This is a genomic window from Desulfopila sp. IMCC35008, from assembly GCF_010646885.2.
Lineage (GTDB): Bacteria > Desulfobacterota > Desulfobulbia > Desulfobulbales > Desulfocapsaceae > Desulfopila.
Genome location: NZ_CP050700.1, coordinates 1,811,584 through 1,827,073 on the forward strand (window position 1 = coordinate 1,811,584; position 15,490 = coordinate 1,827,073).

Annotated in this window: 17 protein-coding genes and 1 pseudogene; 12 read left to right on the top strand and 6 right to left on the bottom strand. The window is 47.2% G+C overall.

The features are described from left to right. Positions 1-29 precede the first annotated feature (29 nt). Positions 30-578: a ribosome biogenesis factor YjgA gene (gene yjgA, locus GA520_RS07945; protein WP_163339363.1), complete on the top strand. Its 549-nt coding sequence runs from the start codon at positions 30-32 to the stop codon at positions 576-578. 153 nt (positions 579-731) lie between these two features. Here yjgA and GA520_RS07950 read toward each other — a convergent pair whose 3' ends face one another. Continuing rightward, a complete protein-coding gene (locus tag GA520_RS07950) occupies positions 732-1,274 on the bottom strand; it encodes a C40 family peptidase (RefSeq protein ID WP_163339362.1) in 543 nt (180 codons plus the stop codon). Positions 1,275-1,424: 150 nt separating this feature from the next. On the opposite strand from GA520_RS07950, the gene GA520_RS07955 reads away from it, so the two are divergent. Together GA520_RS07955 and GA520_RS07960 are read left to right on the top strand one after the other, a co-directional pair. Continuing rightward, on the top strand, positions 1,425-1,847 hold the full coding sequence (locus tag GA520_RS07955) for a gamma-glutamylcyclotransferase family protein (RefSeq protein WP_163339361.1): 423 nt from the start codon (positions 1,425-1,427) through the stop codon (positions 1,845-1,847). A 5-nt stretch (positions 1,848-1,852) separates the two neighbouring features. Continuing rightward, a complete protein-coding gene (locus tag GA520_RS07960) occupies positions 1,853-2,803 on the top strand; it encodes a D-2-hydroxyacid dehydrogenase (protein ID WP_163339360.1) in 951 nt (316 codons plus the stop codon). A gap of 8 nt (positions 2,804-2,811) precedes the next feature. On the opposite strand, the gene GA520_RS07965 is transcribed toward GA520_RS07960, so the two are convergent. Next, positions 2,812-3,486 carry an SIMPL domain-containing protein gene (locus GA520_RS07965; protein ID WP_163339359.1) on the bottom strand — a complete coding sequence of 225 codons (675 nt, stop codon included), beginning with the start codon at positions 3,484-3,486 and terminating at the stop codon, positions 2,812-2,814. Between the two features lie 133 nt (positions 3,487-3,619). Between GA520_RS07965 and GA520_RS07970 the strand changes: the two genes are divergently transcribed. From GA520_RS07970 to GA520_RS07980, 3 genes are all read left to right on the top strand, one after another. Then, positions 3,620-3,835 carry a hypothetical protein gene (locus GA520_RS07970; RefSeq protein WP_163339358.1) on the top strand — a complete coding sequence of 72 codons (216 nt, stop codon included), beginning with the start codon at positions 3,620-3,622 and terminating at the stop codon, positions 3,833-3,835. 15 nt (positions 3,836-3,850) lie between these two features. Beyond that, positions 3,851-4,051 (top strand): DUF2905 domain-containing protein, encoded by a 201-nt coding sequence (locus tag GA520_RS07975; RefSeq protein WP_163339357.1) that lies wholly within the window; start codon positions 3,851-3,853, stop codon positions 4,049-4,051. A 207-nt stretch (positions 4,052-4,258) separates the two neighbouring features. Further along, entirely contained in the window at positions 4,259-4,681 is a 423-nt protein-coding gene (locus GA520_RS07980) for a PilZ domain-containing protein (protein WP_163339356.1), read from the top strand. A gap of 46 nt (positions 4,682-4,727) precedes the next feature. Here the strand turns inward: GA520_RS07980 and GA520_RS07985 are convergent, their stop codons facing one another. After that, a complete protein-coding gene (locus tag GA520_RS07985; RefSeq protein WP_163339355.1) occupies positions 4,728-6,335 on the bottom strand; it encodes a sensor histidine kinase KdpD in 1,608 nt (535 codons plus the stop codon). After that, positions 6,332-7,027 (bottom strand): response regulator transcription factor, encoded by a 696-nt coding sequence (locus tag GA520_RS07990; protein ID WP_163339354.1) that lies wholly within the window; start codon positions 7,025-7,027, stop codon positions 6,332-6,334. Before GA520_RS07990 ends, GA520_RS07985 begins: the two co-directional genes overlap by 4 nt. A 269-nt stretch (positions 7,028-7,296) precedes the next feature. Between GA520_RS07990 and creD the strand changes: the two genes are divergently transcribed. Continuing rightward, complete coding sequence (gene creD, locus GA520_RS07995) at positions 7,297-8,646, top strand: cell envelope integrity protein CreD (protein ID WP_163339353.1); 1,350 nt, start codon at positions 7,297-7,299, stop codon at positions 8,644-8,646. 105 nt (positions 8,647-8,751) lie between these two features. On the opposite strand, the gene folE2 is transcribed toward creD, so the two are convergent. Continuing rightward, entirely contained in the window at positions 8,752-9,489 is a 738-nt protein-coding gene (gene folE2 / locus GA520_RS08000) for a GTP cyclohydrolase FolE2 (protein ID WP_163339352.1), read from the bottom strand. 267 nt (positions 9,490-9,756) lie between these two features. Between folE2 and GA520_RS08005 the strand changes: the two genes are divergently transcribed. The 5 genes and pseudogenes from GA520_RS08005 (at position 9,757) to GA520_RS08025 (ending at position 14,118) form a co-directional block, all read left to right on the top strand. Beyond that, entirely contained in the window at positions 9,757-10,152 is a 396-nt protein-coding gene (locus tag GA520_RS08005; RefSeq protein WP_163339351.1) for an RNA-binding S4 domain-containing protein, read from the top strand. Between the two features lie 12 nt (positions 10,153-10,164). Beyond that, positions 10,165-10,740, top strand: a pseudogene (locus tag GA520_RS08010) (IMP cyclohydrolase); the annotation flags it as partial. 46 nt (positions 10,741-10,786) lie between these two features. Beyond that, complete coding sequence (locus tag GA520_RS08015) at positions 10,787-11,368, top strand: phosphoribosylglycinamide formyltransferase (protein ID WP_163339349.1); 582 nt, start codon at positions 10,787-10,789, stop codon at positions 11,366-11,368. Between the two features lie 2 nt (positions 11,369-11,370). Next, entirely contained in the window at positions 11,371-11,904 is a 534-nt protein-coding gene (gene pyrR, locus GA520_RS08020; protein ID WP_163339348.1) for a bifunctional pyr operon transcriptional regulator/uracil phosphoribosyltransferase PyrR, read from the top strand. 6 nt (positions 11,905-11,910) lie between these two features. After that, the gene (locus GA520_RS08025) at positions 11,911-14,118 is read left to right on the top strand and encodes a peptidase U32 family protein (RefSeq protein WP_163339347.1); all 2,208 of its coding nucleotides are present in this window, start codon (positions 11,911-11,913) and stop codon (positions 14,116-14,118) included. A gap of 2 nt (positions 14,119-14,120) precedes the next feature. Here the strand turns inward: GA520_RS08025 and GA520_RS08030 are convergent, their stop codons facing one another. Continuing rightward, the gene (locus GA520_RS08030) at positions 14,121-15,221 is read right to left on the bottom strand and encodes a cyclic nucleotide-binding domain-containing protein (RefSeq protein ID WP_163339346.1); all 1,101 of its coding nucleotides are present in this window, start codon (positions 15,219-15,221) and stop codon (positions 14,121-14,123) included. Positions 15,222-15,490: the final 269 nt, after the last annotated feature.

Genomic DNA, 15,490 nt, shown 5'->3' on the forward strand with positions numbered 1-15,490 from the left:
TTCTCTTTCTTATCAACGGCTGAAGGTCTATGACTGAATATATTAGTAAATCCGAAAAAAAAAGGCAGTTTAAGCAGACCGAAATGGTGGCTGCCGAACTTGTGGAACTGTCCAACAATGAACTCAAAAGTCTTGTTTGCAGCGAAGAATTGAAGGGTGAAATAATCGCAGCAAGAGGGCTTAAAGGTGGCTCAAGAAACAGACAGGTGAAGTATGTCGCCAAGGTCATGCGGCAGGAATCACTTGATGGCATCTATGAATTTCTGGCCCAGCGCAAAGGTTCGGACCTGAAAACGAAACAGCAGTTTCATGAAGCCGAAAGGGTGCGCGATACCCTTATCAACGAGGCGGTTGAGTCACATCAGGATTGCCAGCGAAATCAGGTCGAATGGGACATTAACTGGCAGAGCAGTGAGATCCCCCCGCTGTTGGATCGGTATGTGGACTTAAAGGAAAGTGAGATAAGGAAGACGATTTATAATTATGTAAAAAGCAGGAACCGGGTCCATTACCGGGAATTGTTCCGGATGGTGAAAGGGGCAATTGAGCAGGCGGAGGCACGTAAGCGGGTGTTGTAAACACTACGTCTAAGAGCGTGTCGGAGAATTGTCATTTTGGCTAAGATCGAGGCAAATGGAGAAAATTTTTCACAGCCATATGTTTGATGTTGCAAGCATTATTTTCATGAAACAGCGGAAATCCGGGGAGAAAGGGCATTGTCGGACAGCCTCCTAGAGTAATCTTTTCGATTTCCAGTACTTGTTTCTCCAGTAATCATCGTCAAGTCGTGAAATCATAACACCTTTGATGGTGGAGACATGTATGAAAGAGAGGTCTTCCATGTATATCCCCACATGTTTTTGGAAAAGACCGGTTTTGAAAAAAACCAGATCTCCAGGTTTGAGCGCATTGCGAGGGATTTTCTTACCTTGGCGCGCCTGTTCAGAGACTGTTCGGGGTAAATCGATGGTAAATAGATTTCGGTATGCGAGGTAGGTAAAGGCCGAACAATCGATACCGCTTTGAGACATGCCGCCGTTCTTATAGGGGGCTCCCTGCCAGTCGGTATAAAAGTCATGGAGGGTTTCCCTGACCTGGGATTTGTCAACTGTGGTGTGGTGACGAACCTTGTAGGGCGTTGCGTGGATTGCAGTTGTCGAGCTTTTTGGGTGGTAGTAGACCTTTTTCTTGGTGCAGGCCAGAAGGCTAAAAGCAAGGCATAGGGAAACCAGCAAGCTTGGAACGGTACGCGAAATATTAGTGGGTGTGTACATGACCGCCAGGTTAGTTGATACGTGTGATGAAATAAATGTAAATCGTTAAGTACAAAAAATATACTACAAAAAATAATGGAGAAGCAACCGTAGGGTGCGACGGTTGGGCTTTAACGCGGGAAAATGAATATATTTGTGTATGGATCCCTCATGGACAGGGAGATAATGAATGATGCGTCCGGTTCTCAGCCTGTTGGTGAAAAGGCTGTCTTATCTGGTTTTAGCCGTTACCGTATTAAAAATGCTCAATATCCAGGAATACGGCAAGAACAGGGTGGTCGGGTGGATGGGTTGCTCTACCTCAATGTGGAACATGAGGCTGTTCATCGACTCGATATTTTTGAAGGGGATATGTACAGCCGAATGGAAGTCGAGGTACAGTTGCAAGGGGCAAACGAGGTGCGTAAGGCTATGACCTATGTTGTAAAAGGTGAGTATGCACACATGCTCTCTTCTCTGCAGTGGAATTTTGAAGAGTTTATTGAAAAGGGCAAAAGTCTTTTCACCGCGGGGTATCATGGTTTTGACGATCTGGAAACAAGGTTGAATTCAACCAGGAATCAGGGAGAATAAAGGACATGAAAACAGTATTTCTCGATGCCAAGGGACTGGATGAACTTAATCTAAGCGGTTTGCACAAAGTGTGTGGGCCCATGAAGATATATCAAAAAAGTCAGCCTGTAGAGGTGGCGTCACGAATTGAGACTGCAGAAATTGTGATTCTCAATAAAGTGAAGATGACTCGTGAGCTGCTTGACAACGCAAAAAATCTCAGGTTGATAGCGGTCGTGGCGACGGGTACTGATTGTGTTGATCTGGCGGCCTGTCGGGATGGAGGCATAACGGTGGTAAATTGCCGTGCATATGGTACTGCCTCTGTAGCGCAACATATTTTCACTTCCATACTTGCCCTGTCCACCAGCTTGATTCAGTATCATGAGGCCGTACGATCAGGTCGATGGCAGCAGTCGGATCAATTTTGTTTTCTTGAGTATCCGATTACGGAGTTGTGCGGGAAAAAACTCGGTATAGTCGGGTTTGGCACACTGGGAAAAGGTGTGGCAAAACTGGCCGAAGCCTTCGGAATGGAGATATTGGTGGCAGCGCGTCCCGGTTTGCGGGACGATACACGGCCCTCTCTGGCTGAAATACTCCCGCAAATTGATGTCCTCACCCTACATTGCCCTTTGACTTCTGAAACAACGCACCTCATAGGGAAAAAAGAACTGTCGATGATGAAATCGACGGCCATTCTTGTTAATGGTGCCAGAGGCGGAATCGTTGATGAGGCCGCACTTGCGGAAGCCTTGAAAAATGGTGAAATCGGCGGCGCTGCGGTGGATGTTCTCACAAAGGAGCCTCCTGTTGACGGCAACCCCTTACTTGATGAGGAGCTTCCGAACCTTCTCGTTACGCCGCATATTGCCTGGGCTTCTGTAGAGGCAAGGCAGCGAATACTAGATCAGACGGCGGAAAACATCGCGGCATTTCTCGGCGGTGAACAGCTTCGTGTCGTCGAGGCTTCCTGAAAAGGCGCTTACTCTAGCTCGAAAACAACAGTAACTTCCGCCCGGACTGTCACCGAGCCCATGGTCACTGCAGGAACTTCACTCATGGCCTTGGCTGCCCGGAAAGGTTGTGGTCCGGAGGCAGGGAGGGATGTTTCCTGAATGGAATGTACCGCGCCGAGTTTTGCATCCAGGGCTGCAGCCATGATGGCTGCTTTTTCACGGGCAGAAAGCAGGGCTTGCTGTAAAAGACGTGTTTCCTGCTGTTTTTTATCATTTCTGTCGTATTCGGTATAATTTATTGAGAGTGACGGGTAGCGGGAGAGTTCCTTATACACCTCATGAATATGTTCCAGGACATTGACTTTTATCTGTAGTGTGCCGGCACTAAAATACCCATTCACCACCCGACTATTGCTCTCCCACCCATACTCTATGCCCTGAGTGATGGTAGAGACGGTGATATCAGCAGGCTCTATACCTAAGGCTGCCATTTTCTGTGCCAGTTTTATCATGTCACTTTGTACTGATGAACGACTTTTCTCCATGGAGTCCGCAACAACCTTCAGTTGTGCATGGATTCGTGAATAGTCGGCCGGGAGAATGGCAACGGCATCATTGTAGACAGTGATTGTCCGAACAGGTTCCGCAAATACGGCCGATACATTTAGTAGTATAATGCAAAGAAGAAAGAATGTTCTCACTATGGCTCTCCGTTCAGGTCCCGGTTCATTGGAATTTATCTCTGGTAACTACACCTTGCTCAGGTATACTGTCAGTTATTGAAAAAATGTTGTCTGTAAATTTACTATACGATAATACATCTGGAATAACACTATGTCTATAAGAGCACTAGCCCGGGATCAATATCGGGCACAGCAAAATGTCGATCAGCTGGAAAAAGCACTGGAAAAGGCTGCATATACCGAAGCAGAAGCACTCAAAGTTGAATTGCGACAGGCCAGGGCTGAGTTGACTATGTTAAAGAAGATGATGAGTGGTGAGAAGGAAAACGTACAGTTCAGAAAAAAGTTTTCAGGTTTTGGCACCTGACAAGGAGTATGGAAGGTGTCTCGAAACCTTATCATCATCGGGTTGGTGCTGGTCGGTGTCGGCCTGCTCTGGCCATGGATCTCAAAGCTCCCCCTGGGTCGCTTGCCCGGTGATATCATTATAAAGCGTGACGGGTTCAGATTGTTTTTCCCCATTACCTCATGCCTGCTTGTCAGCGGCATTCTCTCCTTTTTGTTTTGGTTGTTCAGAAAATAATTTCCAAACAGATAGTACTTCCTTATAAGTCTCTAAAGATATTAATCATCTATAATCTTTCATTGGTTTTCTTGAACGGTGTTCCTGGTTGTGTTATAATGCAATTTATTGTCAGGTAGTTGGCCTCTATTGTGGGGATCGAGGTTGGCGAATATATCAAAATCAAGAGCGCCATGACGGCTATCAACACCTTGGGGAGGTGGCAGTATGTCTGGCAAATTAAAAGATTCTGTTGTGTCCAAAGTGCAGGCACAACCCGAACGCCGGAGACATATCCGCTATAATGTTCAGCAGGATGCTTTGTTTTATAATCAGGAGCATTTTGCGGAAATTATAAATATAAGTCGTAGCGGCATTGCCTGCAGGTGTATGGTAGAGTCGGAGATTTTCAGTCCTGTTCTTACCAATATTGACCTGCTTGATTGTAACGGTGGTATGTTTGTTCAGGGACTCAGCTGTCGTCGTATTCGTCGCCATAGTCCAAAGCAGATTCCCGTGCATCTGCATCATTACCACACCCGTGATTGTTATTTTGAGTTTGTTGATCTGCAGGATGTACATGAAGAGGATATTGAGAAATTTATTCTGGCATGTGCCGAACTTCCAGACGTTCGGGAGAATTGTCAGTAATGCCGGTTGGATAATTTACTATTGAGTGCAATATAGTGTCTCAATATTATTGTTGGAAGGGCAGTGTGATTTCGAATACACACTGCCCTTCTTTGTTGTCTGCAAGTACCAGCCTTCCCCCATGAGCTGCAAGTAACGCTTTGCCGATGGCAAGTCCGAGGCCGGTGCCTCCCTGGTTACGGGCTGTTGTGAAAAACGGGGTGAATATTTTATCTCTGTTTGCCTGGACTATCCCGGTGCCATCATCAACGACGGATAGTAACATCCAGGTCCGTTCGTCGTGAGTAATCCTGTCGAGAACCAACGAAACCTGTTGTGCCTGTCCGTGTCGGAAACTGTTGGTGATAAGATTTGTCAGGATGTCTTTGAGTGTGGCCCCATCCATCATTATGAGTCCGCCTTGCCGTTTAATATTAATGGTAACTGTTTTTTTGGAAGTGTTATATTCCCTTTCGATTTCAAGTAAGGCGGTTTGGGGTTCGCAAGAGGTATCTCCACGGATGGCCATATCAGCTCTTGCAAGTTCAAGTAATCCTCGAGTGAGACGATCAAGATGACGAACATCTCCATCCATGTTTTCGAGGAATTGTAAGCGCTCCTCCGTGGACATTTCCTGACCCATGTCCTGCAAAAGTTCAATAGCCCCCTTGAGGGAGGTGAGCGGTGTTTTGAACTCATGGGAGACATGGTTGGCAAAACTCTTGATATAGTCGGCTCTGGTCTGGAGACCATTGGCCATCTCGGATATGGATTGTGACAAATCTGCAACCTCACGTGAACCGGGATGATCAAGGGGGTGCATGACTCCACCATGTTGCTCCACCTTTTTGGTTTCGACAACCAGTTTTTTCAGAGGTCGGCCGATAAGAGCGTTGGTCAACCAGGTTATGAAGATAACCAGGGCCAGGATCGCAAATCCTGCCAATAACAGATGTTTGCGGATAAAATAGAGGCCCTTGCTTACCCCGAGAGGGCTTCGGGAGAGGAGCACACCGCCAACGATTTTCTGATCGTGCAGGACTGGCATTGCTACCAGTACTCGAACCCATCCTTTTCTGCTCAGCGAGGAAAATGAGGGTGCCGGTTCGTCGGATACGCGTTTACGCAAAACGCTGGAGTAGTAACCCTGCAAGGAACGGCGTACCTCTTCACGATTTGTCAGTGATAGACCTGTTTCACTGCCGCTGCTTGCCACAACCACTCCTTTGCTGTCGAATAGTCTGATCCCGCAAAGGGTTATCTTCTGGGAATCTTTCAGAAGCGGTTGCAGTTTGGCGCCGGCAGCCATATTGATTGTATTGGGTGAGGTTGAAACCTGCTGGGCAGGCGGTCCTGACGGCAGGATTTCTGCAATTGCTATATCCAGTCTTGGATTAACAGGGGTAAAGCCGGAAGAACTGTGAAAAGGGGAATCTGCAGGCAGCGTCCGCACGTAATCAATATTAGTTTGTTGATGTTTGGCCTGCCAAGCCAGTTCGTTTGCATAGATGGAAGAGAGAAGCGCAGCCTGGCCAATAAGCGCCGCTTCCGTCTGACGGATCAGTTCGCTTTCGTACATCCTTAGCAGGCCTATCCCGCCGATGGGGAGTAAGAGAACGAGGACGTTGGTGAAGAGGAAGATGGTGCGCAGCTGTGGGTGGCGAGCCAACTTCATATGGTCCGGTCTGCCATTCGGTATCCGATACCTCGGACAGTCTCAATCGGGTCGCATCCCGCCGCCCGGAATTTCTGTCTGATCTTACGTATGTGGCTGTCGATGGTCCGGTCAGTGACAACAGTACCATCCCGGTATCCCATATTCATTAATTGATCCCGGTTGAATACTCGTACCGGTGCGCTCATTAATATCTCCAACAGGTCAAATTCGGTAACAGTTAACGCCACCAGCCTGTTGTCAAAAGTAACTTCGAACCGTTCACGGTTGAGCCGGAGCCCGTTCCATTGCAGGTCAGGATGTACTTCCCGGGGAATGTTTTTTCGGTCAAGTCTTCTCAGTACGGCTTTGACCCGGGCAACGAGTTCGCGAGGACTGAAGGGTTTAGCGATATAGTCGTCGGCACCAATTTCAAGGCCAACGATCTTCTCGATTTCATCATCCAGGGATGATAAAAAGATTACCGGTACCACTGACCTGATCTGTAATTGCCGACAGACTTCGGTTCCATCGAGTTCCGGCATAAGGATGTCAAGGATGAGCAAATCCGGGGTTAAGCTTTCCACAAGGTCCAGTGCCTGCCTGCCGTTTTTCGCTTCTACTGTCTCGTAGCCGGCTTTTTTCAGGGCAAAACAAACCACATCCCGTATATGGGCATCATCATCTGCAACAAGTATGGTTTTGCCTGGCATCTTTTTTTCCTGCACTGAATTTGCACATGAGGTTCACCAAAAATCCTTCGACCATTCATTTCCACTGCACAACATTACTTTAATCTACTTTCATCTGCCAAACAACAGGTAACACCTGCTATGGCAAGTAGAAAAACACTCAGAATCATTATTGATTGTTGAGTAGGCGAGTAATACTAAAACTGAATCCATGCCCAAACTAAGTTATTGCTGCTGGAGGTCTCTTCAGTGCTGGACGGAATTCAGGATAACCTGAAAGAGGGAGATGCATGCAAGAAATGAAAAATGTGAATGAGGAACAGGGGATTGTTAATAAAGTTGCAACCAGAATCAGGAATTCGGCAAGTATTAAGATCGCGGTTATCTGCTTCATTATACTTATCCTTCTCATACCGGGAGGGATGGTTTCGTCGCTTATCCAGGAGAGGGAGGGGAGGAGGAATATCGTTATCGAGGAAATAAGTGAAAAGTGGGGTCGGTCACAGGTCCTCAGCGGTCCAATATTGACTATTCCTGTCGATGTAAAGCATTATTATATTAATGATAAACCCTCTATCAAAACAGAATATCTGCATTTTTTGCCGAAGAATCTTGAAATATCGGGAGAGTTAAAGCCCCGCATTCGCCACCGTGGCATTTTCGAGGCCTCTTTATACCAGGCTGAACTGGATATCAGGGGAAGGTTTGACCCGGTCGATATCGAGGCTAGTTATGATTTGAACCATGAAGACATCCATTGGGACAGGGCGTTTCTGTCGATGGGAATGAGCGATATGGCAGGGATTCGCCAGTACATCAAAGGGTACATCAATGACGAGGAGGTTTTGGTCACCCCAGGTGTGGAAACCGATGATGTCTTCAGTTCAGGCGTCTCTATTCCCTATGCATATAGCCGTGATGAAAGTCTGGATTTTCATTTCCAAATAAACCTTAACGGTAGTGACGAGCTTCGTTTTCTGCCTCTTGGTAAGTCAACAAAAGTGGATCTGCAGTCGACCTGGAACAGCCCGAGCTTTACAGGGAAATTTCTGCCAACTGAGTACGAGGTGAAGGAGTCGGGATTTAAGGCAACCTGGCAGGTATCACACTTTAACCGCAATTACCCTCAGAGCTGGAAAGGAGCTAAAAAGGATCTTGATGAATCAAGCCTTGGTGTAAAAATTTTCAAGGGAACGGATATTTACCAGAAGACAACGCGTACGTCGAAATACAGCCTTATGTTTATTGTCTTTAGTTTCACGGCGTTTTTTGTGGCCGAGATCCTGACCGGAAGCAGGGTACATCCGGTTCAGTACCTGCTGATTGGTTTTGGTATTATATGTTTTTACGTTCTTCTCCTGGCCTTGAGTGAACATGTTGGTTTCAACACTGCATTTCTTGCCGCATCTGCTGCGGTTATTTCAATGGTAGGGGCCTATACCAAGAGCATCCTCGGGGTTCGCATGTCATTGGTGACATCTTTACTGCTTATTGCTCTCTATACCTACCTGTTTGTAACCTTGCAACTGGAGGACTATGCCTTGTTGATGGGAGCAACAGGTTTGTTCTTCTTGCTCGGGTTGGTTATGTATGTAACAAGAAAGGTGGATTGGTATGCGCTGCAGGGGAGGACAGAATAAGAATAGTAATGGAAGCTAAAAGAGCGGCTATGAATGTTTCACAGCCGCTCCTTCAAAGCTTATAAGTGGAGTGTGTGTGGTGTGTGATCTGGAAAGGGCATTTTCTCAGTCAATTTCATTGCTGTCTACATAAGCGTAGGCGCTGTGTTTATGAATCGACTCAAAACTCTCGACCCCGGCTGAAAACCAGCCGATATCCGGGTGGGCCATGGCTGCCTGGGCAACCTTGCGGACCACGTCTTCTACAAACATCGGATTATTAAAGGCCCGCTCGGTCACATATTTCTCATCAGGTCGTTTCAATAGCGCATACACTTCACAGGAGGCAGATTGCTCGATAAGGGATATCAGGTCTTCGATCCAGACAAACTTCTCCATTGTAACATTCAGCCGAACCTCTGCCCGCTGGTTATGAGCGCCGTCCTTGCTTATCTCTTTTGAGCATGGACAAAGAGTCGTTACCGGAACCGTAACACTTAAGATGAAATCCTGGTCTTCACCTATGCCTCCGGAGAATGTGCAACCATATTCCATCAGAGAGCGGGTGCCGGTTACGGGAGCCTGTTTTTCCAGGAAATAAGGGAAGCTCATTTCCAGCCGGGCACTTTGGGAATGCAGCGACTCCTGTACATCTTCGAGTATTTTGCCAAAACTGGGAATGCTCAGCTCCCCCAGAGAACTGTTCAGTACGCTGGTAAATGTTTCCACGCAGCTACCACGTGATGATCTGGGCAAACTTGCCTGCATGGATATGGTGGCTATGGTGTCCTGAGTACCACCTTTCTTTTGTAGTACCTTGACGGGGGTCTGTATATTTTTAATACCGACAACTTGAATATGCATATCGTAATCGTCTCAGAGGTTGTTGAAACAGCCTGGTGGTTCCAGTAAACCACTCCTACATACCCTTTTTGAAAGGTGTCCACAAGATTATTCATATGCTGTATGGCCCTGATGGTAACAGGAGTTCTGATCATGTGTCAATTTTGTAGGACATTCTGGTAATCGGTTAAATTTCCAAGCGCTTTGCTCGAATCCGGTGTAATCTTTATCTTTTACTTTTTTTACCTATTCAGGATCAGGTCCTGGTGGCAACTCGGGGGGAAGCCCGTGCAGGAACAACAGGAAAAGTTACGTATAGACAAATGGTTGTGGGCCGCTCGGTTTTTTAAAACACGCTCCATTGCTGCAAAAGCGGTAAATGGCGGCAAGGTGCATCTCAACGATGCCCGTATAAAGGCTGCCCATTGCGTAACAGTCGGTGATAAGCTTACTATACAGAAAGGAATATACGAATTTCGTATTACCATTCTTGGGGTCTCGAAGTACCGGCGTCCAGCATCCGAAGCACAGGAGTTGTACGTGGAGTCGGAAGAGAGTATTCTTCAAAGGGCGAATCAACGTGATTTGCGACGCATGACAAACGCCGGGCATACCCCGCCGACAGCCAAGCCTGGTAAGAGGGACAGACGTAAAATCAAGGAATTTATACGTAAAAACCAATAAGAGGGAAGTACAATGGCAAAAATAGAGAGAGCACTGATAAGTCTGACAGATAAATCGGGGATCGAAGGCTTTGCTGCAGAACTGGCAAAACTGGGTATTGAGATACTTTCAACAGGTGGAACGGCCAAAAAAATCCGTGAGGCAGGGGTTGCGGTTAAGGATGTCTCAGAATTCACCGGATTTCCGGAGATGCTGGACGGTCGTGTCAAAACCCTTCATCCTAAGGTTCACGGAGGCATCCTCAATCAGCGTGCCAATGATACACATCAGAAACAGTGTGCAGAGCATGGTCTTTTAAATATTGACCTGGTGGCGGTCAACCTGTATGCCTTTGAAAAAACCGTTGCCAATCCCGATTGCACCCTGGGCGATGCTATAGAAAACATAGATATCGGCGGTCCGACCTTGTTGCGAGCCTCTGCCAAGAATTTTAATGATGTGACTGTCATTGTTGATCCTGCCGATTATCCTCAGGTATTAAAAGAAATTAAAGAGAGTGGTAATACAACGCTGAAAACCCGTTTTATCCTGGCCCGGAAGGTATTTGAACTCACCTCCGCCTATGATACTGCTATCGCTAAATGGCTGGCAGGGGTCGATGTGGACTCAAACGACTATTTCAAGGGAGAGTAAAATGCTGAAAATGGCGGTCCTGCTTTCAGGCAGTGGCAGAACCCTCGATAATTTTCACGAGAGGATTCAGGCCGGTACACTTCAGGCTGAAATCCAGGTTGTGATCTCCAATGTGGGCAATGCCCTTGGCCTTACCAAAGCAGAAAAATACGGGTACCCCGCCTTTCATGGCTCCGATAATGAGGCAATAAACAAGATCATAGCTGATTATTCAGTCGATATTGTTTGCCTGGCCGGTTACCTGAAGTTATACGAACCACCGCCAAACTTACGAAAAGGGGTCATAAACATCCATCCCGCGCTGATTCCCTCCTTCTGCGGGGAAGGATTTTATGGCCACCATGTACACGAGGCGGTACTGGCTAAGGGCTGTACGGTCAGTGGTTGTACTGTCCATTTTGCAAATGAACAGTATGATGACGGGCCGATCATTCTGCAGAAATGCGTAGCACTCGGTTACGATGAAGATGTCGATTCTGTCGCCTCCAAAGTGTTTGATATTGAGTGTGAGGCTTTTCCTGAGGCGATTAACCTGGTGAATGAGAAGGGGATAGAATTTTTTTGGGAACGGGTGGCGTCGTGAGTATGAAACAACGCACTATCATGAGCAGTGAGGATATCGATCTTGGACTGCAGCGTATGGCACTGCAGATTCTTGAGAAAAACCACAATTGTGATGAGATTGCCATTGTTGGCATCCACACCTGCGGTGTCTATCTGGCTGAACGGTTGTGCAGGCTGCTCGAAAAACGGGGTAAAGTCGGCATCAATTATGGCAGCCTTGATATCAACCTGTACCGCGACGATTGGTCTCTTACATCTGTAAACCCGGTGGTCAGGACAACGGATATCCCGTTTGACGTCGATAACTGTCGTTTGGTGCTGGTGGATGATGTGTTGTTCACCGGTCGGACGATCAGAGCGGCCATGGATGCCATCATGGATTATGGCCGCCCAACCTCCATACAATTGGCAGTACTGGTTGACCGGGGTGGCAGGGAGCTGCCCATTCAAGCAGATTATTCCGGGATGCAAACCACAATCCTCCCCAACGAACGAATCCAGGTGTTGCTTGAAGAGAACAGCGACAGGAATGAAGTCATTATAGAGAGCGCATAGTTTTTCATGGAGTTACTGGCCCCGGCAGGCAATGCCGAAAATTTTTTTACCGCACTAGAAGCCGGTGCTGACGCCGTTTATGTCGGTGCGCCTGGTTTTAATGCCCGGAACCTGGCGAAAGATATACGGCTTGATGAGATAGCGGCAATGATACGTTATTGCAGATCTGTCAATAAGAAGATCTATATTGCCGCCAACAGTCTTCTGCTCGAACATGATCTACCCAATGTGCTGGAGACACTTGGTGTTCTGGAGCAGCTGCAACCTGATGCGCTGATCGTCCAGGACCTGGGCATCATAAACCTGCTTCGCAACTATTTCCCACAACTAAAATATCATGCCTCGACCCTGATGGGCGCGCATAACCTCATGGCTGTGGATTATTATGCGGGATTGGGCTGTGAGAGGATTGTTCTTGCCAGGGAGTTAACCTTGGAGGAAATTCACCACATTGGCTCCAAAATCGATGTCGAACTTGAGGTTTTCGTTCATGGTGCCATGTGCTTTTCCTATTCGGGTCTCTGTTTGTTTTCATCATACCTTGGTGGTAAGAGCAGTATGCGCGGACGTTGCGTCCAGCCATGCAGACGATCCTATTCCCAGAAAAAGCAAGGGAAGCAGGCAAGTCCTCAGAAAAAAGGACATTACCTGTTTTCCATGAGCGATCTGGAGGGGCTTGAGGTCGTCAGGGACCTGCGGGATATAGGCATTTCTTCGCTTAAAATTGAAGGTAGGTTGCGCTCAGCCAACTATGTTGAGAACGTGGTGCGCGCCTATCGCCTGGTTATTGATGCCGGAGACGATGAGTTTGATACGGCAATTGAGGAGGCCAAAGTACATCTTGCGGCGGCGATGGCGAGGAAGGCTTCTTCCGGGTATTTTCTGTCACCGCAACCGGAGCATGCCATCAGTCCCTATCATTCCGGCAATATGGGGCTGCATCTGGGGAGGGCAAAACGTGCTGGGAATTTTCTGAAACTGAAGTTGAAAGAACCTCTTGTGGTGGGTGATCGTCTTCGATTTCATCCAGAGCCCTCGGGTGAACGTGTCGCTGTGACCTTAAAGGAAATGCGTGTCAGGGGAGATGAACAAAATAATGCAAAGAATGATGAAACGGTAACCCTGCCGATCCCTGAAAAATTGACCGATTCGTTCGAGCATGTAGATATTTACAAGGTTGATACGGCTCATAGAGATGGTGGCACGAAGGGCTTGCCAACAGCGCCTTTTAAAGCTGAGATTATTACTCTTCGGAAACAGCTCCAGCGGGACCAGGTTGATATCAGGAGAAGAGTATGGGAAACTGCTCATGCTGAGGAGTTACAAGGCAGCACTATCCTGAAAGGCACGAAACAGGGAAAGCAGAGACCGGGTACGAAAAGGAGCAGAGGATCTAAACTTCCACTGGAGTGGTGGCTCCGGGTCGACTCGGTGCGAACCCTGCAGACCAAAATGGAGCTGACTCCTGACCGATTCCTTATTGAGATGGATCGCTATAATGTTCAGCAGGCCGGTCAGTTAAAGAAAATGCTGGGTAAAAGGATGCGTTCTGTCATCTGGGCCTTGCCGACTGTTATCAGTGATCGGGGAATCGCCAAGTATCAAAAACAGATCCGGACCTTACTGAGGGCTGGTTTTCGTTCATTTCAGATAGGGCACTTGAGTCAGGTTTTCTTTTTTGGCGGTGAACGGGTGTTTCTTAGTGGTGATTATAGCCTGAACCTCATAAATAATCAGGCTTTGTTAACGGTTGCCGAAGCTGGTCTGGAAAACGCGCAATTGTCAATTGAGGCGGATAAGGAAAGCCTTCGACAAGCATTGCTCGGTTACAAGCAGCTTCATGTACCAGCTGCTTCAAGGGGTGGTGGAAAACGGAACATGCGGTTGGGATTGACCGTGTATGGTGCACCACCACTCTTCACATCAAGAATCGATGCTTCTTTCTTCCAGCATGAAAAACCAATTGTGAGCCCGAAGCAGGAGAATTTCGTAATCAGCAAGGGAGATGGTGTTACCCTGACCCGTCCGCTTCGGCCGTTTTCATTGTTGCCGTATCTGGACGAACTAAAACGGCTGGGGCTTGATTATGTGATCATTGATACCACCGGTGGCAGGAGCACCAAAAAAGATTTCCAGGAAATAAGCGACCGGCTTTCAGGAGTTGCCCGACTCCCTAAACTGCCGACCTTTAACTACCTTGGAAAACTGGAATAGGGTTAATTTGTTTTCTTACCTCGACCTTCGTCCACCTGTCGCATACCTTCCATCAGCAGTTTCATAAAAAAGCCGATTTCCGGAATTTCGAAATCTTCCGGTGGAATGCCAGGGGTGAACCGAAACCGGCCGGTACTCTCCTTTAATACCTGATAAAATGCGGAGTCGCCTACATAATCGTTGTACTTGGCTTTTATCAGGGACCCCTGCCTGAACGAGAATCGGGCTGTTCCTTTCGAGAGCTCGGTGATGGTCAGGATGCCGGTCTTGGTATTGGCGTTCAGTGTCTGGAACAGTGCCTCCGGAGGTATTTCCGCAAGATTTCCTATCATTCCGGATGAGAGATCCTCGGCCCTGATCTGGTTGGAAATTTTTAGTCGTTCGGCCATAAGCCTTGAGAAAAAGAGCTGGATGGCCGGAAAACGGTCGAGGATTTTCTTGAAATTTCTCTGGTCGATGAAAAGTATGGAAGTCGGTTCAACAACCTGGATCGTCGCATTAACGGAGTCGTTGCAGATAAGGCTCATCTCTCCGAAGACATCGCCTTTTCCCAGGCTGGATATGATAAGTCCTGCATCATTGAGGACATTGACCATGCCTGAGACAACAATGTAAAAATGACCGCCGGGGTCTCCCTTGCGAATAACAATATCGCCTTTTTGGTACTTTACCAGTTGGAAGAAGCTGATAACCGTATCGAAGTTTTTTTCGTCAATATACTTGAAAAAGGCAAAGTCGCTCAGCATGTGTACCATCGAACCGATTTCGTTTGATAACTGTTGGTCCGAGCCTGTAAACTGAAGCCTGTCGTCGCGTGAATGCTCCAACTTGATTGATCCTGTACAACCGCTACAGCTGATCATGCAAACGGGGATCTGGTCGCCTCTCTCATACTGAATGATGATTTTAGCGAGATCTCCATTGAGGATTTTACACACCTTTTTGTCATCGGGGTAATTGACAATGGCAGTGGTGATAAAGGTATTTTCCTTGTTACTGGATATGGGGATGGCAATACCCGTCAAGTTGAACGAATCGCCATACAGATACAGAGGACAGCTACGATTCTCGACTATCCTGAATACTACCTTAGGGAATCCCATTGTTTATCCTGAAAAAGTGTCTTTCGTCGCGAGTGCAGCAACGTTTATCTTTGTGACATCCTGATGACTTTAGTACCTTACTCCCTAAAAGCTGTCAAAAAAAAATTAGAAGGAAAATAATATTAAATTAACGGGTTGGAACTACCATCGCGGATCTTGTCCCATTTGTCACGGTTTGGTAAAATGTTACAACAACTATATCCTCTGTGTCAATTACCAGAAGACCTTGGGAAAGTGTTATTTTGTCGCACTCTATCTTAGCTGTTGTG

What these genes read in the sequence shown, in the direction of transcription:
- GA520_RS08015 (WP_163339349.1), top strand. Translation starts at nt 10,787, where the DNA reads ATGCTGAAAATGGCGGTCCTGCTTTCAGGCAGTGGCAGAACCCTCGAT.
- GA520_RS07970 (WP_163339358.1), top strand. Translation starts at nt 3,620, where the DNA reads ATGTCTATAAGAGCACTAGCCCGGGATCAATATCGGGCACAGCAAAAT.
- GA520_RS07960 (WP_163339360.1), top strand. Translation starts at nt 1,853, where the DNA reads ATGAAAACAGTATTTCTCGATGCCAAGGGACTGGATGAACTTAATCTA.
- pyrR (WP_163339348.1), top strand. Translation starts at nt 11,371, where the DNA reads ATGAAACAACGCACTATCATGAGCAGTGAGGATATCGATCTTGGACTG.
- GA520_RS07990 (WP_163339354.1), bottom strand. Translation starts at nt 7,027, where the DNA reads ATGCCAGGCAAAACCATACTTGTTGCAGATGATGATGCCCATATACGG.
- GA520_RS07980 (WP_163339356.1), top strand. Translation starts at nt 4,259, where the DNA reads ATGTCTGGCAAATTAAAAGATTCTGTTGTGTCCAAAGTGCAGGCACAA.
- GA520_RS08030 (WP_163339346.1), bottom strand. Translation starts at nt 15,221, where the DNA reads ATGGGATTCCCTAAGGTAGTATTCAGGATAGTCGAGAATCGTAGCTGT.
- creD (WP_163339353.1), top strand. Translation starts at nt 7,297, where the DNA reads ATGCAAGAAATGAAAAATGTGAATGAGGAACAGGGGATTGTTAATAAA.
- GA520_RS07985 (WP_163339355.1), bottom strand. Translation starts at nt 6,335, where the DNA reads ATGAAGTTGGCTCGCCACCCACAGCTGCGCACCATCTTCCTCTTCACC.
- GA520_RS08025 (WP_163339347.1), top strand. Translation starts at nt 11,911, where the DNA reads ATGGAGTTACTGGCCCCGGCAGGCAATGCCGAAAATTTTTTTACCGCA.
- GA520_RS07955 (WP_163339361.1), top strand. Translation starts at nt 1,425, where the DNA reads ATGGACAGGGAGATAATGAATGATGCGTCCGGTTCTCAGCCTGTTGGT.
- folE2 (WP_163339352.1), bottom strand. Translation starts at nt 9,489, where the DNA reads ATGCATATTCAAGTTGTCGGTATTAAAAATATACAGACCCCCGTCAAG.
- yjgA (WP_163339363.1), top strand. Translation starts at nt 30, where the DNA reads ATGACTGAATATATTAGTAAATCCGAAAAAAAAAGGCAGTTTAAGCAG.
- GA520_RS07950 (WP_163339362.1), bottom strand. Translation starts at nt 1,274, where the DNA reads ATGTACACACCCACTAATATTTCGCGTACCGTTCCAAGCTTGCTGGTT.